Here is a 20,910-nt window from a genome sequence, read left to right on the forward strand (position 1 = left end):
GTTTTTATTTATACTATAGGAAATTTTTAAGTGTTAACTTACGTTTTGGAAATTGGGCAGAAGTCAGGTTTTTCAAAGGATGAAAAAGGGTACATAGGAATGAGGTGTTTAAATGCATAAACGGTTAAAGTATAATTTGGGATATCGTTGTACAGTAATGGTGTTGATGACGTTAAAATTTATTGCAAAAATTTATATGTTTCATTTTAAACACCGCATATGGGATGACGAAACGTTTGATAAGTGGAATCTTCTTATTACAAAATTGGCACAAGAATACCGGGAGAAGGCGATCTTGCTTGGTGGTGTATTAATTAAAGTCGGACAGTTTCTAAGTACCAGAACGGATTTTATGCCTGATGCTTTTATTAAGGAGCTGAGTGGGCTTGTCGATCGAGTACCTGCGATGCCTTACTCTTATGCTAAAGAGATTATGGAAGAAGAGTGGGGAGCAGCAATTGAAACGCATATAGAAGAGATTCAAACACCATCTATTGCGTCAGCATCCATTGGAGAAGTATATCGAGCGAAGTTAAAAGGTAGTGATACAGAGGTTGCCATTAAGGTGCAGCGCTATCGGATTAAAGAGGTGTTTCATAAGGATTTTAAAGCACTGCGAATCGTATTTTGGCTCATATCTACGCTAACCTCTTTTGGAAAAAAAACAGACTTGCCATCGTTATACCGAGAGCTTGTAACCGTTATGAATCGAGAACTGCATTTTAACCTTGAATTAGCAAATGCGCACTATTTTAAAGAAAAGTTTAAGGGAAACACGTCGTTACATATTCCATTTTATGTAGATGAATTATGCACCAAGCGAGTCCTTGTTATGGAATGGGTTGAAGGGGCGAAAGTTACAGATATTGAATATATGCAGCGGCACCAAATTGATACAAAACATGTAGCAAGCGTTTTATTTGATTTTTATTTGGAACAATTTTTGACGACAGGTAAATTCCATGCCGATCCGCACGCAGGAAACATATTAGTGCAGCCAGACGGAAGGATTGTCATTATTGATTTTGGTATGGTAGGGGAAGTAAGACAACAGGACAGCCAACATTTTAAACAGCTCATCCAAAGCATTGTAATGGATAATTACGATCGCGTTATTGAAACGCTAGATGAAATGGGTTTTATTTTACCAAATGCTGATCACAATAAATTAAAACGAGCAATTCAAGAGACGATAGAAATGTATCAAAGTGGTACAATAGATATACAAGATGCTCATATTATGGAGCAAATTAAAAAAGATATTCGTCTTGTTATTCACGATCAACCTATTCAGTTATCTGCAGAATATGCCTACTTAGGTAGAGCTATCTCCATTATTATTGGAATATTAATAGCCATCTACCCGGAAATTAACTTTCAGAAATGGGCAGAGCCTGCAGTGAAAGAATGGCTTGGTGGCAAAAAAGTTGCCGAAACATTATATAAGCAGTATGCCAAAGACACGATCAAACCAATTCTTTCTTATCCGCAAGCCGTTTTGGAATGGTTGGAAAGCGGAACAAAGAATAGGCAGTGGGATAAACGAAAACATCAGCGTCGTTTAAAGCATCAGTACTTTATTTGGATAGAAGTATTAATTGTTATGTTTTTGCTGCTTAGTTTGGGCGGTTCGATAGGTGCTTTTTATTTGCAATATCAGCTCACTGCAATCATTACACTATGTAGTACAGCTGTTTTAACTATTTTATTGCTAACCATATTAAGGAAGCATTATAAGATGATTCAATCGTCAAAATAAAGGAGGTGGACTTCATGAATGACTTATTAAAAAAAGGGTTTTTACTTGGGTTAGGTGCAGCAGTGACTAGTAAGGAAAAATTTGAATCGAGAATGAAACAATTAGTAGAAAAAAATGAACTTACACAGGAACAAGCGAAAACATTGTTAAAGCAGTTTGTGGATAAAGGAGAAGCTAAAAAAGGTGAATGGCAAGCACGGCAAAATGAGCAAACTCAAAAGCTTGCGAATGACATTGGCATAGCGACAAAAGAAGAAGTAGAAGAACTTCGTAATCGTGTAGCAGTGCTTGAAAACAAAATAGAAAATCAATAATCCGAGAGGGAGTAAACCAATTGTGGTTTGCTCTCTTTTTTTGTTGTCTAAGGAAATTACAAAATTTTGCAGCTGTTGATAAACTAACTAAGTTATTTAGTCGCGTCTGGCTCCAGCGTCCAGCAACTGCGACTTCACTCCATTGCCCTAAGCTAGTCATCAACGGTTCGTTCTAAATAGGAAGGCTGACTAACGACGGGTTTGCCGGATGGCGCCGCCATACTAATTGCAAGAGCATGATTTCTAAAACTTCCGTTGGTTCGTTCCAGTCGCTACGTTGCTAAGCGGGTGCCCCGAGCCTTTGTTCTTGCTAGTAAAGCATTCATGGAGGAATTAAGGTGTCTTGTTATGGAAATATTTAAGGTTTATTTGTACTAAAATGTTTAACGTTTTTCCTAATTAGGGAAACAAATTATATAAGGTAGATAGCTGGAAAATATTTGGTGAGCAATTATTCGCTATCGTCATTTCTAAAAAGGTAGGGCAGCATATAATTTTGAGCAAAACTATGTGTTTAGCGAAGATTTGTGATAAAGCAGTTATCACATAGTATCTTAACAAAGGTAAGAAGGTGGGGGCAATGAAAAAAATATTTCTGTTACCGCTATTATTGTTTTTAACGGGTTGTAACATCACTGTTCTTGATCCAAAAAGTGATACTGCAAGTGAACAAGCCTTTTTAATAGAGTTTAGCTTTTGGATCATGATGTTTGTTGTGGTAACCGTGTTTATTTTATTTACTTATTTTGTCATAAAGTATCGCTATACAGAAACAAGGAAGCATGATTTACCGCAAGATGTGAAAGGCAATATTAAATTGGAAATTACCTGGATTACGATTCCAGTTCTTTTGTTAATTGTTTTAGCAGTGCCTACTTTAGCAATTACATATGATCAGTCGCCCCAATGGACGGAAGAAAGTGACCAATCAGGAGTTGTGATTGATGTCGTAGGGAAACAGTTTAATTGGACATTTACGCATGCTAATGGAACAGAAGAAATGGATAAATTAGTAATTCCTGAAGGGGAATCAATTGTTTTAAATTTAAAATCGGCGGATGTTATTCATTCCTTTTGGGTCCCTCAGCTAGGTGGAAAAGTAGATGTAATACCAGGAAAAGAATTAACGTATGAAATTAACAACCCGAAAAAAGGTACCTATCAAGGTAAATGCGCAGAATATTGCGGGCTTGGACACACGGATATGACATTTGAAGTTAAAGTAGTATCTAAACAAGCGTATGAGCAATATCTTCAAAAATAATTGGAGAAAATGAAAGGTGATATCATCATGAAATTATCTATGTTTGGAAGTGAATATTCCATACCAACAGATATTGTAGCAGCTTGGGTATCTGTCATCGTTATTGGTTTGGTTGCTACATATTTCGTTGTTAAAAAGCGTAAGTTATATGTTATTTGGGATTATATGAAAACGACCAATCATCGAAAAATAGGGATTCTGTATTTACTTTTTGGGATTTTGTATTTCTTTCGAGCTGGAATTGATGCATTACTTATTCGTACACAACTTGCTATTCCTAATAACGATTTTTGGGTATTTCAAGGTGAGAAATATAATGAATTGTTCACAACACACGGGACATTAATGATTTTTTTCGTAGCTATGCCTCTATTGCTTGGTTTAATGAACATAGCAGTACCTTTACAAATAGGTGCTAGAGACTTAGCTTTTCCATTTTTAAATGCTTTAGGTTTTTGGTTGTTTTTTGCTGGTTCTGTCTTTTTTAACCTTGCTTTCTTTATTGATATGACACCAGAAGTTGGGTGGACAGGCTATGCGCCATTATCAAGAGCTGCCTTCACTCCTGGAGCAGGCACAGAGTTTTATGTGTTTGGTTTACAAGTATCTGGTTTAGGAACGATTTTCACAGCGTTAAATTTAATTGTAACAATCGTGCGTCATCGTGCTCCAGGTATGCTGTATACACGGATGCCATTGTTTGCATGGGCATCATTAATTACATCTTTCCTTATTTTAATCGCATTTACGGTGTTGGCAATAGCTTTATACTTACTCATGTTTGATCGGCTGTTTGGTACTGGATTTTTCTCGGGGGATGAAGGTGACCCTGTGTTTTGGCAACATTTATTTTGGATATTTGGACATCCAGAAGTGTATATATTAGCATTGCCAGCGTTCGGGATTTTTTCTGATATTATTTCTACTTTTTCTAAAAAACGTGTTTTTGGCTATGGAACAATGGTTGCTTCCATAGGGCTAATTGGGTTTCTAGGCTTTATGGTTTGGGTACATCATATGTTTACCGTAGGGCTTGGCCCAGTAGTGAACACATTTTTTGCTATTACTACGATGGCAATTGCGGTTCCAACGGGCATTAAAGTTTTTAATTGGTTATTTACAATGCGCGGAGGGGTTATTCACTTTACAACACCGATGCTATTTGCGTTAGGATTTATTCCTTCGTTCGTTATTGGTGGTGTTACAGGAGTTATGCTCTCCTTGTCTGCAGCTGATTTTCAGTTTCACGATACACATTTCGTTGTTGCGCATTTTCATTACGTTATTATTGCTTCTACCATACTTGGTGTGTTTGCTGGTTTGTATTATTGGTATCCTAAAATAACTGGTTATATGCTTGACGAAAAATTAGGTAAATGGCATTTTTGGACGTTTTTAATCGGTTATCATGTTACATTTTTCCCTATGCATATTACGGGATTAGAAGGCATGCCTCGACGTGTCTATACCTATAGTGAAGCTGACGGCATTTTCTTGTTGAATGCGTTAAGTACGGTCGGGGCATTTCTAATGGGGATTAGTATGTTGTTTGTGATTTGGAATGTATATAAAACACATAAAATGAAAGTAAAAGTTTCCCATGATCCTTGGAATGGGAGAACGCTAGAGTGGACTGTTCCCTCACCAGCTCCTGTGCATACTTTCGAGCCGATGCCGGTAATTCAAAGTATAGACGCTTACTGGTACGCAAAACTAGCTGGGCATGTGTTACCTACTACGACAGATGTACGTATAAAGCCACTAGAACGCGATTCTATCCAACCATTTTGTATAGCAATGAGCTTATTGATTGTTAGTACAGGATTAACGTTTCGTTGGTATTGGTTGGCTATCACCGGTGGCGTTGCGTTATTTGCAATGCTTGTGTTACGTTCGTTTACCGATGAACGAGAAGATTTCTACGGAAAGGGGGATGAACATGCATAAACAAGAAGCAGCATTATTTCAGGATAAAAAAGTGGGATTCTTTATCTATTTAGGCGTGGAAGCAATTATGTTTGCAGTATTATTTGCGACATATATGATCTTTACGCCTGCAGCTAATGGGCCATATCCTTCAGAAGTATTTCAAGCAAAAATGGTCATGCTTTCTTCCTTTTTCCTTTTATCAAGCAGTGGCACATTAATGGTTGCAGAAAGAGGTGTGCGCGAAAGAAAGAAAAAGAAAACGTTATTAGGTCTAGGATTAACATTGGTACTTGCTATCGTTTTCTTAGGGGTAGAAGTCTATGAATTTTATAGCTTTGTTCAAGAAGGTTACGGCTTAAGTACAAGTGTTTTCTTATCATCTTTTTACGTACTTGTAGGCTTACATGCTGCTCACGTCGCTTTTGGTATTGGGTGGATGATTGTATTATTCATCCAATTTAGACGTACTAAAGTATCTGCATCATTGTATGAAGAAAAACAAACAATTTTCTCATATTATTGGCATTTTGTAGACGGTATATGGGTGTTTATTATCCTTCTTGTCTATTTGCCATATATTACTTAAGAATCGTGTCGGTAAAACGAGAATCTAATTTGTCAAATCAGGCATTTATCTGTAAATTCTGCCTATTAACTAAAAAGTTATTGCGCTTCTATGAAAAGCACGTTACAATGGAAGAAATATCAACTCGATAGGAGGATTCTCGATACGCATGGAAACCTTTTTGCAATTGTGTAAAACTACGGAGAGCAGATTAGGCAGGAGACTGCTTGAAAATGAATTATTGTTTTTGCAGTGGATGTATAATCGTTATTTGGAGGAAAAACCAAAAAAGACGTTAAATGCATGATGATAGAAGGTGTAGAGATTTCCGAGTTGATAGGGTAAAAATAGATTAGAAAAAGAAGCGAGGTCCTGCCATGATCAGGACTTTTTGTTTTTATTGGAAGAAAACAAGAGAAAACGTTAGTCTATAGGTTTATGGTATAAGAAAGATTATAAGATTCGCCATTAGATTTAGCGACAAGCCAAGTTATTCTAACATCAGCAAAACGACGGTTTTTTCTGCCATAATGATTGGGAAAAAGCTTATCCATATGTGCTGAAAGGTAGAGGCGTTATATAACTATGTCAAGAAGAACTTGATAAATGTGCAGACAGCCTAATTGTTTTTAGTATGAACTCAATTTATAATGAAGGTACAAAATAAAAGTTAGGAGAACTTGGTATGGCTGTAACCAATACGACTATTATCAATAAAATGTTAGAGGAAATATATGTTGCAAAAAATAACGTGGATAACGAGCATGTTTTACGACAACATGTTCGTCATATTCGTTTATTATGCGAATTGTTGCTAGATGAGCAAGAAAAATCGATGACACAAGCACAAGATACAACGCAATTTTCTGCAGCAGAAATAAAAATGATGCTTGGAGAAAAGGGGGCAGAAAAAATGAACCAACCAAAAGGTGTAAATCCACAATCAAAGATAGATCACGGAGAAGCAAATGGGGATTCATTGTTTGATTTTTAAGTCATAGTACATGCTGTCTAACTTCATAAGAAAAGAGGGAGAACATGAAATTATTTTTAGTTTTAGGCGCTATTAATGGGTTTTTAGCTGTTGCCTTAGGAGCATTTGGCGCCCATGGGTTAGAAGGGAAAATATCTAAAAATGCGATAGCTACATGGGAAAAAGCGGTAAATTATCAGATGTTCCATACGATGGCATTATTTGTAACAGGCATATTCATGATGAAAGTACATAGTGTCGGAGTGACATGGGCTGGTTGGCTGTTTTTTATTGGCATTTTATTATTTTCAGGTAGTCTGTATATTTACTCTACAACGGGTATTAAAACTTTTGCGATGATTACTCCTATAGGTGGCGTAGCATTTTTAATTGGTTGGATTCTACTAGGTACATGTATTGCTAAGTATGTATAAAATGGCCTTCTCTGTTTACAGACGTAGTAGGAAAAGCAACGTGAAGATAAACACAAGTAATGCACGTACGGCTTGTTTTATTGCGTGGGACGGGATGGAGCGGTATAAATGCCATTGCACGAGGCTGTCAGCAATAAGACTTCCTACAACCAAGAGCAAACCTAATATAATCATAATCGTGTAGCCTTTGATTAAAGCAATAAAAGTAAAAAGACTGGCAGCACCTAAAGCTAACAGCTCTACTATCATGAATTTTTCGTAAGGTTGTTTCATGGTGCTCGCCTCTCTTTTTGTGCTATAGAAAGTATAAAATTTCACAGCATAGTAAACTAGAATAATTACCGCGTTTTTGTCGTTATGACTTTTATTACTTATTCTGATGTTGTATATACGTTAAGGGATGGCATAGAGGAATTAATTATGTGCCATCCCTTATTTAATTTCAATGTTCCAGTAGTGCTACCGGGGTGGATAGGAAACATTGCCCGAAGTTTCGCCAAATGGATAAGCATAATTCAGTTCTTCATCAAATGTAACGTAATCTAAATATACCATTAATAATAAGTAGCGTTTCCCAGATTGTGGGTCACTTATAACAATATGATCACGACCGGCTGCTTCAATAATGCCACGGAATACTTTGGCATTCCATTGATCGTTATTCTCAAATGTCATATATACCGTTGCCTCTTTACCACGGTTTAATCGCAAAATATTTTCAATATAGGATTGTTGTTCTGGTAGCATGCCTTGGTTTTGGTTAAAACCACTTGTTGTTGGATAGGGCTGTTGAGACGGTGCATAGGACTGATGAGAAGGTTGCCGCATTGGATACATTGGATAATAGGCTTGTGACGTTGCTGGGTAATAATACGGATAGTACGGATACGTATTCATTTGTGGGTTTGTTTGGTTTTCACTCATGAAAAATCCTCCTTAAAACGGAATAGAGTTGAAGTTTAAAGCATGAAGAAATATCTTCTCAAATAATAGCAGTTGCTATTTTTCATTCCTCCTCCTTTACTAGCAGATTAACGATAAACAGTCGGACATTCTGAAGCGGTTGGGGCGAAAAAACAATGCGATTTGTACCGTCCAACGTTCCACTGTCCAAACCATTGTGCTGGGCAACTCCCTTCTGGTCGAAAAAACCATAGGGAATTAGAAGCTGGATGCTGTCGTTCTCCTTGGATAACTCTACGTGCTAGACGTTTTTCTGATTCTCTTGCTCTTTGGTAAAAATATCCTCTTTGTGTAGCTTCAAAACCTCCGGGGCTTTGGTATACCATGTTTCGAATGGTACGTATATTTGTAAAGTCCAAGCAATCGGCGATGACTCTGTTGATGCCCGTGTTTCCTACCATTAACATTCCTAACTCACCATCACCTTCTGCCTCTGCTCGCATTAATCTTGCTAATAATTCAATATCTTTATCGGTATGAGCCACTAGTGACATGAGCAATCCCCATTTCTGTCCAATCTCGGTGCATTATCATATGTATGCTACAAGGAACATAGTTATGATTTGTTTTAGAAAAACTTCCCCTGTCGTCAAACTCTAAAGGCGAAAACGCGAGTTTTACTTATACGAGATTTTAAAGTAAAAAAAGCCTTTACACATGGGACGAAGCCAACGTGTAAAGGCATCAAGTTGTTTTATATTTTAAAGAAGGCAGAAAGCTGTTCTTTCGCTAAATAGTTACCTACAAAGAATTCGCCAAACTCTCCATATCGCGAGCTAACTTCATCAAATCGCATTTCATAAACAATTTTTTTGAATTGTAATGGATCGTGAGCGAATAAGGTTACGCCCCATTCCCAATCATCAAGTCCAATGGAACCAGTGATGATTTGTGATACTTTGCCGGCATATTTACGACCTGTCATACTGTGTTCATATAATAATTTACCGCGTACATCTTTTTCTAATGTATACCAGTTTTCATCTCCGTGACGGCGGCGATCCATAGGATAAAAGCAAACATGCTCCCATTTTGGAAGGATTGGTTTTAACCGCTGAGCTATTTCTGGAATTAACTCTGGATGCTCCTCTTTATAAGGGCGGTATTTAGATAACTCTACGATGGAAAAATAAGAATGAGCAGGGATTAAAAATTCTCCCATCTTTGATTTATTCAATTCATTTTCAATAGCTGCTAACTCGTTCGTAGTTGGGCGCAGAAACATGAACATCAAATCCGCTTTTTGACCAACAATATTGTAAAGGGCATGGCTCCCGTTTTTAGCTGCTTCTACCTCTTCCCATTTAGTAAGCATTTGCTGTAAACTATGAATTGCTTCTTGCCTCTCTTCTTCACTTGCAAGCTTCCATGAAGTCCAATCGATAGTGCGAAAATCGTGCAAACTATACCATCCATCCATTGTTTCTACTGCTTCTACCATTGTAATCTCCCCTTTATTGATACGATAAGTTAAAGTACAAGAAACCGCCATGCATTTAAATTAGATAACCACCATCTATGATGAGACTTGCAGGCGGTTTTTTCATAAGAATATTTTTCGCCAAAGACTTGGCGACAAGCCAAGCTTTTCTAATATGAAATAGACATGGCAAATCTGCCTTTACTATAGCATAAATAGGGTATGCTAAGCATGAAATAGACTTCTAATAAGGAGGGATATGTTTAATTGTCATGAGAATGTCAAAAAACATAAGGGGCATAGAAGAGAAATGCTTTCATTTATCGTAAAAATCATCTACTATTTAAGTATAACCATATAGGAGGTTTATCAAAAGTGAGTGAATTATTTAAACAAATGCAAGAAAAAGTTTCTAGTCAATCTAAATCTATTGTCTTCCCAGAGGGGACGGATGAACGTATATTGACAGCTGCTAGCCAGCTAGCTGCAACAAAGGTGTTAATGCCGATTTTGCTTGGTGACAAAGTAGAGATCAAGCAACAGGCGCAAAAAGCAGGAGTAGATGTATCACAATGTAAAATAATTGATCCAAAAGATTTTGCCGAATTTGATTTAATGGTTGCAACTTTTGTGGAACGTCGTAAAGGAAAAGCAACGAAAGAAGACGCTGAAAAAATACTTTTAGATGAAAACTATTTTGGCACCATGCTTGTTTATATGAATCAAGCGGATGGTCTTGTTAGTGGCGCTGTTCATTCAACCGCTGATACAGTTAGACCTGCTCTACAAATTATAAAAACGAAAGAAGGTGTGAAAAAGACATCGGGCGCATTCGTTATGGTTCGTGGTAATGAAAAATATGTGTTTGCCGATTGTGCTATTAATATCGCACCTGACAGCCAAGATTTGGCAGAAATTGCAGTGGAGAGTGCAAATACGGCGCAACTATTTGGTATTGACCCACGTGTTGCTATGTTAAGCTTTTCAACAAAAGGTTCAGCAAAATCAGATGAAACAGAACGTGTAGTGGATGCATTACAAATTGCCAAAGAAAAGAATCCATCATTAGTAATTGACGGCGAATTCCAATTTGATGCTGCATTTGTTCCGAGTGTTGCTGCGAAAAAAGCGCCTGGCGCAGTATTGCAAGGAGATGCAAATGTGTTTGTTTTCCCTAGCTTAGAAGCAGGTAATATCGGATATAAAATTGCGCAACGTTTAGGCGAATTTGAAGCGGTAGGCCCAGTATTACAAGGTTTGAACAAACCTGTTAACGACCTTTCTCGTGGGTGTAACGCAGAGGATGTTTATAACTTGGCGGTAATTACAGCAGCTCAAGCATTATAGAAGCTGATATTACGAAATATATGTCATTCATGCCCCATATAGTGAACTGTTTCACGAGTTTCGCTATATGGGGTAGTTTATTTCTATGGTAAAGCGAATTTTTATCCATGATTGCTTATTATAAGGCGGTGGAGCCAGACACGGTAATTTCTATATCCACGAGCAAAGTATTATATATTTTTTAAAAGCAGAATCAGACGCAACCAGCTCCTTTAACTGACACCCTCACAAAAGCAATAGGGGGACTAGAGTACTTGTACAACCTTATATTACTAAAGACCGTTTTCTTTTAGTTTAGAATGTGAGTGGTGAGTGGACATTTATTGCGCCTACAAGCTTGGAAAGACTTTTTGGTTTGCTTATTGTTTTGCCTTAGATGCTATTCATCCTGTAATTACTGTATTACGTTTCTTCATCTGTACTAATCTTTTGCGATAATGTGCATACTCTGTTGATGTGAAATCAGTCTCAACAACATGTTCACTAACTTTTAATAATGCATTCATTGCTCGTTGCTTCATGTCATTTACAGTTAGTGGCGTTTGTAATAACTCTGATAAAGAGCGCATCACATGGGGGTCTACAGTGGGGTAGCTAAACTTCGTCGATTCTCCGCGTTTACTAACTGTATAAAAATCTCTAATGACACTCGCTCTTTTAAAACTATCTCCTTCGACATCTAAATATATTTGCACAGCTGCGCCATCTTTTACCCGACGTTGTGAAATTCCCGCAAATTTTTTTCCGTTAATACTTAAATCATAATCTCCCGGACAATAAGAATGGATAATTTCGTATGCTTCAATACGGTCTGTCAAATCACTTAGCATGTATTGAACAAAGCTGACCATCGCTTCATATCCTTCTTGAATAGATATATTTTTAACATCAGGAAAAATGAGCGAAATATTGAGTACACCACTGTCTAAAGCTACGGCTAGTCCACCTGAATTACGTACGACAACGTGGTAACCAGCTTGTTTTAATTGTTCTACTCCTTCATGGATATAAGGAAGTTTTGCATCAGGAATTCCAAGTACAATCGTTTGTTCATGCACCCATAGCCTCATTGTCGGTGGAGATAATTTCTCGCTCACGGACAGGGCAAGTGCATCATCGATGGCAAAGGAGTGAAGGGCAGTGAATCGTTCCTGATCAAACAGGTTCGTTGTTGAATGGTCCATATATCGAAAGGTTGTATGTGCCATCATATTTTTCCAGTTTTTCATAAGCAACTCACTTTCTATTTATCATTGTTAATTTTACTGACAGTTCGTCATGAAAAAAAGTTATTTGTTTATTGGACGGCGTTTGTTCGCCTGATATTCGAAAGCTTTCGTTTTCTCATCGGATATGAAACCGACAGATTGTGCTCAAGACAAGCGACAACGCACGATTTCTAATAAACAGCGATGTTTCTCTAAGTTCTCTACTTTATCTTTCCTCTTTTTTCTTCAGCCTTTCTATTATATAATAAAAAGAAATCGTCGAAAAGAAACGGATGAAAAAGCATGCCATATAAAAACGAACAACTTCATGAAGAAAAGGTGTTCAAAGATCCCGTGCACCGATATGTCCATGTGAGAGATCGGGTAATTTGGGATTTGATTGCGACACCTGAGTTTCAGAGACTGCGAAGAATTAAACAGTTAGGCACTACATATTTAACATTTCACGGAGCGGAGCATAGCCGATTTAATCACTCGCTTGGGGTATATGAAATCGTACGAAGAATACTAACAAATTTTGAAGGACGTCCACATTGGAATAAAGAGGAGCGTCTTCTTTGTTTATGTGCAGCGTTATTACATGATCTAGGGCACGGGCCGTTCTCCCATTCTTTTGAGAAGGTATTTAAGCTGGATCATGAACATTATACACAGCAAATTATTTTAGGTAACACCAAAGTGAATGCCATTTTAGAACGAGCAGAAAAGGGGTTTGCTCAAAAAGTTGCTGACGTGATAGCTAAAACATATCAAGACCAATTAGTGGTCAGCTTAATTTCAAGCCAAATTGATGCTGATCGAATGGATTATTTGCAACGGGATGCGTATTTTACGGGTGTAAGTTATGGTCATTTTGATATGGAGCGAATTCTTCGTGTTATGCGTCCAATGGAAGATCAAGTGGTGATTAAGGAAACAGGAATGCATGCTGTGGAAGATTATATTATGAGTCGCTATCAAATGTACTGGCAAGTATATTTCCATCCAGTTACGAGAAGTGCAGAAGTCATTCTTTGTAAAATATTGCAACGAGCCAAAGTGTTATATCACGATTCTACATATACGTTTACATTGAAGCCAACGCACTTTAAATCTTTTTTTGCAGGAAATGTAAAGCTAGAGGATTATTTAAAATTAGATGAGGGAATTGTTACGTATTATTTTCAACTTTGGCAGGAAGAAGAAGATACGATTCTTCGTGATCTCTGCGAGCGGTTTATGAATCGCAGGCTGTTTAAGTATGTCGAATTTAATCCTAATTCACAGATGAATGAATGGATGGAACTACACAAACTGTTTACGGATGTACATATTAATCCGGATTATTATTTGGTCGTTGATTCTTCCTCTGATTTACCATATGATTTTTACCGGCCTGGGGAAGAGGAGGAGCGTTTACCGATTCATTTATTAATGCCAAATGGTGAACTGCGTGAATTATCACGGCAGTCTGATATCGTTGAAGCTATTTCCGGGAAGAAACGAACCGATCATAAGTTGTATTATCCACATGATTTACTAGAAAACGTATCCGATCCAAGGAAGAAAAAGCGGATGAAAGAAATATTAATTGGTCAGGGAGAGGAAAAACATGTTAACTAATCATGCGAAACTAATGCAGTTTTTTGCAGTAGCAAACGAAGTAACGGGAAGGAAAAAGCTGCAAAAAATGATTTTTATTTTGCAAAAATGTCACATGCCCTTTGAGGAGAAATTTGCGTTTCATTTTTATGGGCCATATTCTGAGGAGTTAACGTTACGGGTGGAAGAGCTATGTAATTTAGGTTTTATTAAAGAAGAAAAAGAAGATAGAAGCAATTACCATCAATACCATTATACAATTACAGAAGATGGACAAGCTTTTTTAGAACAGTTCAAGAAAGATATGCCTGATTTTTCACAGCAAGTGTATGCCATGAAGGAGAAAAGCTCCCGATTTTTGGAATTAGTCGCAACGATATTATATTTTGATGACTTGTCTTTAGAAGAGTCGATTGCAAAAGTGCATACGGTGAAGCCAAAACAAAAATATACAGACGAGGAAATTCAAGAAGCCATTTCCTTTATTCATGCAATTCGCCATTAAAATTATTTGTGGGAAATCATGCTTTAGACGTTAGAATCTCACTATGATACAATCAAAATAATAATGAAAAAGAAGGAGGGTCTTTCGAATGAGTTTCGATCAGTCTTCAAACAAAAATAAATTTACAATTATTAAAGACGACTCGACAGATGGCCATGGTGGATATGGTTATGGTTCCATCAGCTTGGAAAATATGTCTTCTGTCATTGTAGATCCGAATGAAAATAAAGCTTATGTTGATATGGCGGCAATGCACGCTAGAAGTGATATTGAGCGGCGTGTGAAATATTTATCAGATAAAAGCGAAGTTCCAAATGGCAAATTGTACTGGATTGTTTGGGTAAATGTTGGACGGAATGAAAAAGGGACATATTTTGCGGGTGTGGCAGGAAGCGAATTGGTTGTGGATCGACCTAATAAGCGTGCTTACAAATCGATGCCTGAGCATGTAAAACATATGGAGCAATCTCTGAAAGGTAAAATCGTTGTTGATCATATGGATGAGAAATCGAAGCAACTGTTAAAAGATTTTCTCGAAGACTTTGACCAAGAGATGTGGGAAAACTCAACAGAGGAATTAAAAACAGCTTTGTCTGTATAAAGTAATAGGGGGATCTCCTAGATTGTTAGGTAGGACGAATATGGGGATGTAGTGCTGTTTTCTATTTAGATTTGTCCGGTTAGTGCATTTTCTTGCGCTATACAAAGTTTAACATTTTTAAGTTCATAGTATAAGAAAAACAAAGGCTTTTTCAATAAGACTTAGTGACAAGCCAAGTTTTTCTAAAATCGATGGTTTACAACACGTCATATCCGATATTATAAATGTGAACAATTTGTGACTTTGTTATGAACATTGCGATTTTGACTTGTACTTTAGGATGGAAGTTTGTAAAATATAGTCTACATGGGCTATTCATGTATTACTAGGACAAAAAAGAGGTCGAATCCATTTATACTGGGTTTGACCTCTTTTTTACGGTAGGAATTAAAAAATGTAAGGGTTTATACTAGCTTTCGTCATTCAACTTGGCGACAAGCCAAGTTTTTCTAAATCAATTATAGCCATCTCTGATCACCTTGAATTTTTGCTATTGCGTTTTTCACTCAAACAAGTCAAATAGCCTTTCAATAAATGATTTTTCTTGTTTTTCTATAGGTGCTTTATCAGTTTTATCATCCTCTGGTAAGTGTGCATTGCAGTAGGTTGTTGGCTCACTACCTTTTTCGAAAAACATGACTTTACTAGCAGAACAATAAGGCGTTGCCCGTTTACCAGTGGCAGGGTCCACAGGAATGCCAACAATTCCTGATGGGATGGGCAAGCTTTTAATGGGCTTATTTTGATGTACAGAAGTCATGAAATTAGCCCATATATCCTTTGCATATGCCATTTCATCAACAGCTTCAATCGTACGATTGTCATCGTAGCCGACCCAAATTCCTGCAACTACGGAAGGGCTAAAACCAATCATCCAGCTGTCAGAATCTGTAGAACCTGATTTTCCCGCGTATTTTCGATCAAGTTGGTCGATAATGGTAGACCCTGTTACTTGCATATATCCATTCAGTTCTCGATCAAACATACCTGTCATTAATTGGGAAAGAATAAACGTCTTTTTCGGATCAAGCACTTGTTCGTTAGAATCATTAGATTTAGTGTAGACTGTATCTCCATAGCGGTTAACAATTTTAGTAACAGTATGCCCGTCCACTTTCTTTCCTCCATTTGCTAACATGCTATATCCACGAACCATCTCTTGCATGGACACTACTTCTGAACCGAGCGCTAAGGAAGGTACAGCTGATAAATCACTTGTGAAACCAAACTGTTTGGCTGTATTTACTAACGTTTCAGGACCTATAAACATATTTGTTTTCACAGCATAAATATTATCGGACAGCGCCAATGCTTGTGCTAGTGAAATAGGCTCATTTGCGTAATAGCCATTGAAATTACTCGGTTTATAGACATTTCCGTTTTCTAACTTAAATGTAGTAGGTTGACTCATTAACATGGTAGAAGCATTGTAGCCCCGCTCTAACGCTGCATAGTATAGAAAAGGTTTAAAGGTAGAGCCTGGCATTCGCTTTGCTTGCGTAGCGCGATTAAACGGACTGTCCACATAACTGCGTCCACCTACTATCGCAAGGATGCCTCCCGTTTTTGGATTCATTACTAATCCACTACCTTGTATGTCACTTTGCTTCGACATTGTTTGTTGAAACTGTTCTTCTAAATCTGTTTGCGCTTTTTCTTGCATCGTGGTGTAAATTTGATACCCACCACCACGAACTTCCTCAGCGTCTAACTCCAAAACGGCTGCTGCTTCTTTGATAGCGGCATGCTGGAAATAGGGACCTATTTGCTCTTGGTTATTCCGTTTAGCTTCATTATGGTACTGTAACGCTTCGTTTTTGGCTTCTTCATAGGCGCGACTTGAAATCATCGCTTCATTTTCCATGATCTTCAATATATGTTGCTGGCGTTGCTCTGCCTTTGTTGGGTCATTCAAAGGGGAATAATATGTTGGACCCTTTGGTATACCCGCAAGCATGGCAGATTCTGCTAGCGAAAGCTCACTAGCAGATTTTTGGAAGAACTGTTTACTTGCAGCTTCAATTCCGTAAGCGCCATGCCCATAATAGATGGTGTTTAAGTAGCCTTCTAGTAATTCCGATTTGGAGTAGAACATTTCCAATCTTATTGTATAAAATGCTTCTTTAATTTTTCTGCCCCATGTTTTTTCATGGCTTAAATACAGATTTCTTGCATATTGCTGTGTTAAAGTACTTGCACCTTCTTTAAGCGACAATGTTTTTATATTTTCAACAATGGCTCCTAAAATTCGTTTTACATCAAACCCATGGTGGTTGTAGAAATTGCGATCTTCAACAGCCAGTGTAGCTTGAATTGCTTCATCAGCAATATATTCTAGCGAGATCCAATCTTCTGTTTGATGCTCACCGACTTTAGCAAAAGGCTCCCCAGACTTGGTGTATAACGTTGTTTGTTGGTTCATTGATATTGGTGGGGGGCCTAAAAGGTAGCTGGCGATGTAAACGAAGATCACAAAGGATAAACATATTCCTACCAAAATGCCGGTTATTTTAAAGAATCGTTTGCGAACTGCGCTGTGTTTTTGTTTGCTTCTCATATATGTTTTCCCTCTTCAAATAAATTCCGTTATTATCATTATGGGAAAACAAATGGAGAAATAAACATCTGAACATGAATCTTCCATGCAAAGTCCTAAATGCTAGAGCTTATAATAAAGCTTGGTTTTGAATATCTTTTAAAATGGCAATCGAGCTAGCAAATTTTCTTTGCTCTGTTTCATCCAAAGGGAAATCTGCTACTCCTTTTACACCAGTACGGTGAATAATGGATGGGACACCAACATAAACATCTTTATGTCCGTGCTCGCCAGTTAATAGCGTTCCTACCGGCAGGATAATATGCTCGTTATTTAAGATCGCTTTTGTTATTCTGGCTAACCCCATGCCAATAGCATAGTAGGTTGCTCCTTTCAAGGAAATAATCTCATAAGCAGCATTACGTACTTGCTCAGCAATTTGCGCTTTTTCTTCGGCCGATATTTTTTCAGCGATGGATGTGCCAGAAATGTTAGCGGTGCTCCATACTGGAAGTTGCGAGTCACCATGCTCTCCAATAATATATCCATGCACGCTAGCTGGTGCGGTAGCAAATTTTTGTCCTAAAAGGAAACGGAATCTAGCGGAATCCAATACCGTACCAGAGCCAATTACTCGTTCTTTTGGCAACTGCGAAAATTTCCATGTTGCATAGGAAAGAATATCAACAGGGTTTGTTGCTACAATAAAAATACCATTAAATCCTGCATCCATAATGGATTTAACCATAGATTTGAAGATCGCCACATTTTTATTAACAAGGTCTAATCTCGTTTCTCCTTCTTTTTGCGCTACACCAGCACAAATTACTACAATGGCTGCATCTTTACAATCGGCATAAGTTCCTTGGGTAATATTCATAGCACTAGGGGCATATACGATGCCATGACTTAAGTCCATAACTTCACCTTTTGCTTTATCCTCATTTATATCCACTAGAACAAGTTCATTGCTTAAGCCTTGATTCATTAACGCATAAGCATAACTAGTTCCTACAGCTCCAGTTCCTACTAGAACAATTTTATTTCCTGGCGTAATTTCCATGATTATCCTCCTATGTAGGTTGTGTTCCTAGTTTAGTTATAGGCAGTTATGTAACATAAAAATTGCCTCTCATTATATATTTCCTCGTTTGTTCAAAAAGAAACCATTCGAAAACGCTTTTTTAAAATAAATTCATAACGCGCCAAGAGGTTGGCGACAACGAACAGTCTTAAGTAAAAGGGGGGTAGTAAAGCATGAAATTAAAGTTCAAAAAAAATGAAAAAATATAAAATTTAGTTCTATTTTTTGTCTTGGTATGGTAATATATGTTGTATATTATAAAATACTAAAAATTAAAATGATTTATATTTTTTTAAAAACGAAAAAGAAACCGTTATCATATGCGTGAATTAGAGTAATAAAAGGTGTGAAAAGTCATTATTTTTTAATAGTTGCTTGTCTTGTGCTATGTGAAAGTGATGGATTAAGTCGTTTCTATGCAGGTTAGCTTCCGCGGAATTGAATTGGAGGAGGTGGTCGTATATCGTTAAAAGCAATAGATGGGGGAACTTGTAAGGATTAGTAAAAACAGGACAAAGACGTGACGCAGGAGATTCATGTTTTTATGAAGGCATGTACTAACTGATTTACCTTGAACGTAAGGCTGCGACTCCAGCGGAAATAATAGGAGTCTTGAGAACGGATAGCGAACGGTTTTTGAGAGAGAAGAGGCTTAAGCAACCCTGAGGAAAGCGTCGGCTGTAGTGAAAAGTAATGAAGTTATAACAAATTGTATCATTCGTAAATGTATTCATTCAGCTAGGCAAAAACGATACCTAAATATAATATGCGAGGGGGAAGGGTAGTGAAATGGAAATTTATTGTCATAGTTATCGTCATGTTTTTATCTGCTTGTAGTGAAAATAATAAGGAAGCAGATGGGAAGAAAAGGGAAGAAGCAATAGCCAATTTAAATGAAGAAGGAATGCCAATAGTAGATGAAAAGATTACTATTGACGTCTTTTCAGGTCAAGCTGCAACTACTGCAGAAGATTGGAATGATGTTCCCATGCTAAATGAATATGAAAAAATGACCAATATAGATATGCAGTGGGAACAAGTAGCCATTGACGGCTTAGCTGAAAAAAGAAACTTAACATTAGCGAGTGGAGATTTGCCAGATTTATTTTACGGTACATATCTCCCCAATGCGGATCTGTATAAATATGGAAAGCAGGGTGTGCTCATTCCTTTAAATGATCTCATTGATGAATATGCTCCAAATATTAAGAACTATTTAGATGCATATCCGGAGATAAAGCAAGGGATTACTTTTCCTGATGGGAATATGTACGCTATTCCTAGACTAAGAGATCCAAACTCTCCTACTTCACTTATGGATGATAAACCGTGGATCAACAAAGACATTTTGGAAGAAGTGGGCATGGATAATCCGGAAACGACGGAAGAATTTTATGCGTATTTAAAAGCTGCCAAGGAGTTATCTGTGAAAGGAAAAGACGTTATTCCGTTTAGTAGTGTGTCGATGGATCGCCTTTATCATTTAATATCTGGCGCATTTGGCGTATCTAATAAAGGAATTATGCATCGCTTAATTGACGAAGATCCTGAAACGGGCGAAATGCGATTTTACCGAATTGCTGATGAATATAAACAAATGCTTGAATACATGAACAAATTATATACAGAAGGCCTCATTGAACAAAATATCTACTCCATAGAAGTAGACCAATTTCTTGCAAACGGAATGGAAGGGAGATATGCAGCTATGAACTTCTTTAATCCTATTGATTATTTTGGAGAAGAAGTTGGTAGTAGATATATTCCAGGCAATGCGCTTGAAGGCCCGAATGGAGACAAAATGTTTACTGCAGTTTTATCTCCTGTAAATAGTTTAGGACATTTCTCCATAACAAATGTGAATGAGAATCCAGAGGCAACATTACGTTGGTTGGATTACTTCTGGAGTGAGGAAGGGAAGAAAATGTTTTTTATGGGGCTCGAAGGAGAGACTTATAAAGAGACGGCAGAAGGTCCAAAGCTTTTAGAAGAAATTACAAATAACCCTAATGGTTTGACTATTCAAGAAGCGCTGGCAAATTATATTATCAATCCAGGTGGTGGGCACCCTGTACTAGATGATCCTCGATATTCTACTGCACCAGAGTTTAGACCAGAAGATATTGAAAATGCGGAACAAAATGAGCCTTATTTAATAGATGAACCTTGGCCCATGTTTTTCTATGAAGATGATGAACAGAGCCGACTAGATGCATTAACAACAGATTTAAGTAAGTACGTAGGCGAAATGGAGGCTCAATTTGTAACCGGAGAGACAAGTTTTGCTGAATGGGATAATTATGTCCAAACGATGAAAGAGATGGGTCTCAATGAATATATGGAGATACAGCAAAAGGCATTAGATAGGTATCTTGGAAACTAAAGGAGTGAACGTTATCTTGCAAT

20 protein-coding genes are annotated in these 20,910 nt (G+C 37.4%); 13 read left to right on the forward strand and 7 right to left on the reverse strand.

Annotated features, from left to right (window positions below):
* The first annotated feature begins 112 nt into the window (after positions 1 to 112).
* The 8 genes from D9780_RS20445 to D9780_RS20475 all read left to right on the forward strand — a co-directional run bounded on the left by D9780_RS20445 (position 113) and on the right by D9780_RS20475 (position 7,238).
* Positions 113 to 1,759, forward strand: coding sequence for an ABC1 kinase family protein (locus tag D9780_RS20445; RefSeq protein WP_073009084.1), 1,647 nt, complete (start codon positions 113 to 115; stop codon positions 1,757 to 1,759).
* Between the two features lie 14 nt (positions 1,760 to 1,773).
* The gene (locus D9780_RS20450; RefSeq protein WP_116277367.1) at positions 1,774 to 2,073 is read left to right on the forward strand and encodes a phasin family protein; all 300 of its coding nucleotides are present in this window, start codon (positions 1,774 to 1,776) and stop codon (positions 2,071 to 2,073) included.
* 580 nt (positions 2,074 to 2,653) lie between these two features.
* Complete coding sequence (gene coxB / locus D9780_RS20455; protein ID WP_116277366.1) at positions 2,654 to 3,337, forward strand: cytochrome c oxidase subunit II; 684 nt, start codon at positions 2,654 to 2,656, stop codon at positions 3,335 to 3,337.
* Positions 3,338 to 3,502: 165 nt separating this feature from the next.
* Positions 3,503 to 5,284, forward strand: coding sequence for a cytochrome c oxidase subunit I (locus D9780_RS20460; RefSeq protein ID WP_240458843.1), 1,782 nt, complete (start codon positions 3,503 to 3,505; stop codon positions 5,282 to 5,284).
* Entirely contained in the window at positions 5,277 to 5,852 is a 576-nt protein-coding gene (locus D9780_RS20465; RefSeq protein WP_121641344.1) for a cytochrome c oxidase subunit 3, read from the forward strand. The genes D9780_RS20460 and D9780_RS20465 overlap by 8 nt, the downstream gene beginning before the upstream one ends.
* Positions 5,853 to 6,000: 148 nt before the next feature.
* Positions 6,001 to 6,138 carry a hypothetical protein gene (locus D9780_RS21275; RefSeq protein WP_162985956.1) on the forward strand — a complete coding sequence of 46 codons (138 nt, stop codon included), beginning with the start codon at positions 6,001 to 6,003 and terminating at the stop codon, positions 6,136 to 6,138.
* 378 nt (positions 6,139 to 6,516) lie between these two features.
* On the forward strand, positions 6,517 to 6,825 hold the full coding sequence (locus tag D9780_RS20470; protein ID WP_121641345.1) for a YwdI family protein: 309 nt from the start codon (positions 6,517 to 6,519) through the stop codon (positions 6,823 to 6,825).
* A gap of 44 nt (positions 6,826 to 6,869) precedes the next feature.
* Entirely contained in the window at positions 6,870 to 7,238 is a 369-nt protein-coding gene (locus D9780_RS20475) for a DUF423 domain-containing protein (RefSeq protein ID WP_073009103.1), read from the forward strand.
* Positions 7,239 to 7,253: 15 nt separating this feature from the next.
* Here D9780_RS20475 and D9780_RS20480 read toward each other — a convergent pair whose 3' ends face one another.
* The 4 genes from D9780_RS20480 to hemQ all read right to left on the reverse strand — a co-directional run bounded on the left by D9780_RS20480 (position 7,254) and on the right by hemQ (position 9,642).
* Positions 7,254 to 7,511, reverse strand: coding sequence for a hypothetical protein (locus D9780_RS20480; RefSeq protein ID WP_073009106.1), 258 nt, complete (start codon positions 7,509 to 7,511; stop codon positions 7,254 to 7,256).
* A gap of 186 nt (positions 7,512 to 7,697) precedes the next feature.
* Complete coding sequence (gene gerQ / locus D9780_RS20485; protein WP_073009109.1) at positions 7,698 to 8,162, reverse strand: spore coat protein GerQ; 465 nt, start codon at positions 8,160 to 8,162, stop codon at positions 7,698 to 7,700.
* A 107-nt stretch (positions 8,163 to 8,269) separates the two neighbouring features.
* Entirely contained in the window at positions 8,270 to 8,695 is a 426-nt protein-coding gene (locus D9780_RS20490) for a cell wall hydrolase (RefSeq protein ID WP_073009112.1), read from the reverse strand.
* Positions 8,696 to 8,895: 200 nt separating this feature from the next.
* Positions 8,896 to 9,642 (reverse strand): hydrogen peroxide-dependent heme synthase, encoded by a 747-nt coding sequence (gene hemQ, locus D9780_RS20495; protein ID WP_116277362.1) that lies wholly within the window; start codon positions 9,640 to 9,642, stop codon positions 8,896 to 8,898.
* 375 nt (positions 9,643 to 10,017) lie between these two features.
* On the opposite strand from hemQ, the gene pta reads away from it, so the two are divergent.
* Positions 10,018 to 10,968, forward strand: a complete 951-nt coding sequence (gene pta / locus D9780_RS20500; protein ID WP_121641563.1) for a phosphate acetyltransferase — start codon at positions 10,018 to 10,020, stop codon at positions 10,966 to 10,968.
* A gap of 383 nt (positions 10,969 to 11,351) precedes the next feature.
* Here pta and D9780_RS20505 read toward each other — a convergent pair whose 3' ends face one another.
* Positions 11,352 to 12,197, reverse strand: coding sequence for a lipoate--protein ligase family protein (locus tag D9780_RS20505; RefSeq protein ID WP_121641346.1), 846 nt, complete (start codon positions 12,195 to 12,197; stop codon positions 11,352 to 11,354).
* Between the two features lie 282 nt (positions 12,198 to 12,479).
* Here D9780_RS20505 and D9780_RS20510 point away from each other — a divergent pair, with 282 nt between their 5' ends.
* The 3 genes from D9780_RS20510 (at position 12,480) to D9780_RS20520 (ending at position 14,884) form a co-directional block, all read left to right on the forward strand.
* Positions 12,480 to 13,799, forward strand: coding sequence for an HD domain-containing protein (locus D9780_RS20510; protein ID WP_121641347.1), 1,320 nt, complete (start codon positions 12,480 to 12,482; stop codon positions 13,797 to 13,799).
* Positions 13,789 to 14,283, forward strand: coding sequence for a YwgA family protein (locus D9780_RS20515; protein WP_073009127.1), 495 nt, complete (start codon positions 13,789 to 13,791; stop codon positions 14,281 to 14,283). Before D9780_RS20510 ends, D9780_RS20515 begins: the two co-directional genes overlap by 11 nt.
* Positions 14,284 to 14,371: 88 nt before the next feature.
* Positions 14,372 to 14,884: a YwhD family protein gene (locus D9780_RS20520; protein WP_116277359.1), complete on the forward strand. Its 513-nt coding sequence runs from the start codon at positions 14,372 to 14,374 to the stop codon at positions 14,882 to 14,884.
* Between the two features lie 502 nt (positions 14,885 to 15,386).
* Here the strand turns inward: D9780_RS20520 and D9780_RS20525 are convergent.
* Both D9780_RS20525 and D9780_RS20530 read right to left on the reverse strand, forming a co-directional pair.
* Positions 15,387 to 17,441 carry a transglycosylase domain-containing protein gene (locus D9780_RS20525; RefSeq protein ID WP_121641348.1) on the reverse strand — a complete coding sequence of 685 codons (2,055 nt, stop codon included), beginning with the start codon at positions 17,439 to 17,441 and terminating at the stop codon, positions 15,387 to 15,389.
* Positions 17,442 to 17,550: 109 nt separating this feature from the next.
* Positions 17,551 to 18,483 (reverse strand): L-lactate dehydrogenase, encoded by a 933-nt coding sequence (locus D9780_RS20530; RefSeq protein WP_073009136.1) that lies wholly within the window; start codon positions 18,481 to 18,483, stop codon positions 17,551 to 17,553.
* 805 nt (positions 18,484 to 19,288) lie between these two features.
* On the opposite strand from D9780_RS20530, the gene D9780_RS20535 reads away from it, so the two are divergent.
* Positions 19,289 to 20,887, forward strand: coding sequence for an extracellular solute-binding protein (locus tag D9780_RS20535; protein WP_162985957.1), 1,599 nt, complete (start codon positions 19,289 to 19,291; stop codon positions 20,885 to 20,887).
* The last annotated feature ends 23 nt before the right edge of the window (positions 20,888 to 20,910 follow it).

Source organism: Virgibacillus sp. Bac330 (genome assembly GCF_003667845.1).
Classification (GTDB): Bacteria; Bacillota; Bacilli; order Bacillales; family Amphibacillaceae; genus Virgibacillus; species Virgibacillus chiguensis.

Coding starts and splice junctions, on each gene's coding strand:
- D9780_RS20490 (WP_073009112.1), bottom strand. CDS start 8,695: ATGTCACTAGTGGCTCATACCGATAAAGATATTGAATTATTAGCAAGA.
- D9780_RS20475 (WP_073009103.1), top strand. CDS start 6,870: ATGAAATTATTTTTAGTTTTAGGCGCTATTAATGGGTTTTTAGCTGTT.
- D9780_RS20450 (WP_116277367.1), top strand. CDS start 1,774: ATGAATGACTTATTAAAAAAAGGGTTTTTACTTGGGTTAGGTGCAGCA.
- pta (WP_121641563.1), top strand. CDS start 10,018: ATGCAAGAAAAAGTTTCTAGTCAATCTAAATCTATTGTCTTCCCAGAG.
- coxB (WP_116277366.1), top strand. CDS start 2,654: ATGAAAAAAATATTTCTGTTACCGCTATTATTGTTTTTAACGGGTTGT.
- D9780_RS20525 (WP_121641348.1), bottom strand. CDS start 17,441: ATGAGAAGCAAACAAAAACACAGCGCAGTTCGCAAACGATTCTTTAAA.
- D9780_RS20510 (WP_121641347.1), top strand. CDS start 12,480: ATGCCATATAAAAACGAACAACTTCATGAAGAAAAGGTGTTCAAAGAT.
- D9780_RS20460 (WP_240458843.1), top strand. CDS start 3,503: ATGAAAACGACCAATCATCGAAAAATAGGGATTCTGTATTTACTTTTT.
- hemQ (WP_116277362.1), bottom strand. CDS start 9,642: ATGGTAGAAGCAGTAGAAACAATGGATGGATGGTATAGTTTGCACGAT.
- D9780_RS20515 (WP_073009127.1), top strand. CDS start 13,789: ATGTTAACTAATCATGCGAAACTAATGCAGTTTTTTGCAGTAGCAAAC.
- D9780_RS20530 (WP_073009136.1), bottom strand. CDS start 18,483: ATGGAAATTACGCCAGGAAATAAAATTGTTCTAGTAGGAACTGGAGCT.
- D9780_RS20505 (WP_121641346.1), bottom strand. CDS start 12,197: ATGAAAAACTGGAAAAATATGATGGCACATACAACCTTTCGATATATG.
- D9780_RS20520 (WP_116277359.1), top strand. CDS start 14,372: ATGAGTTTCGATCAGTCTTCAAACAAAAATAAATTTACAATTATTAAA.
- D9780_RS20445 (WP_073009084.1), top strand. CDS start 113: ATGCATAAACGGTTAAAGTATAATTTGGGATATCGTTGTACAGTAATG.
- gerQ (WP_073009109.1), bottom strand. CDS start 8,162: ATGAGTGAAAACCAAACAAACCCACAAATGAATACGTATCCGTACTAT.
- D9780_RS20480 (WP_073009106.1), bottom strand. CDS start 7,511: ATGAAACAACCTTACGAAAAATTCATGATAGTAGAGCTGTTAGCTTTA.
- D9780_RS21275 (WP_162985956.1), top strand. CDS start 6,001: ATGGAAACCTTTTTGCAATTGTGTAAAACTACGGAGAGCAGATTAGGC.
- D9780_RS20470 (WP_121641345.1), top strand. CDS start 6,517: ATGGCTGTAACCAATACGACTATTATCAATAAAATGTTAGAGGAAATA.
- D9780_RS20465 (WP_121641344.1), top strand. CDS start 5,277: ATGCATAAACAAGAAGCAGCATTATTTCAGGATAAAAAAGTGGGATTC.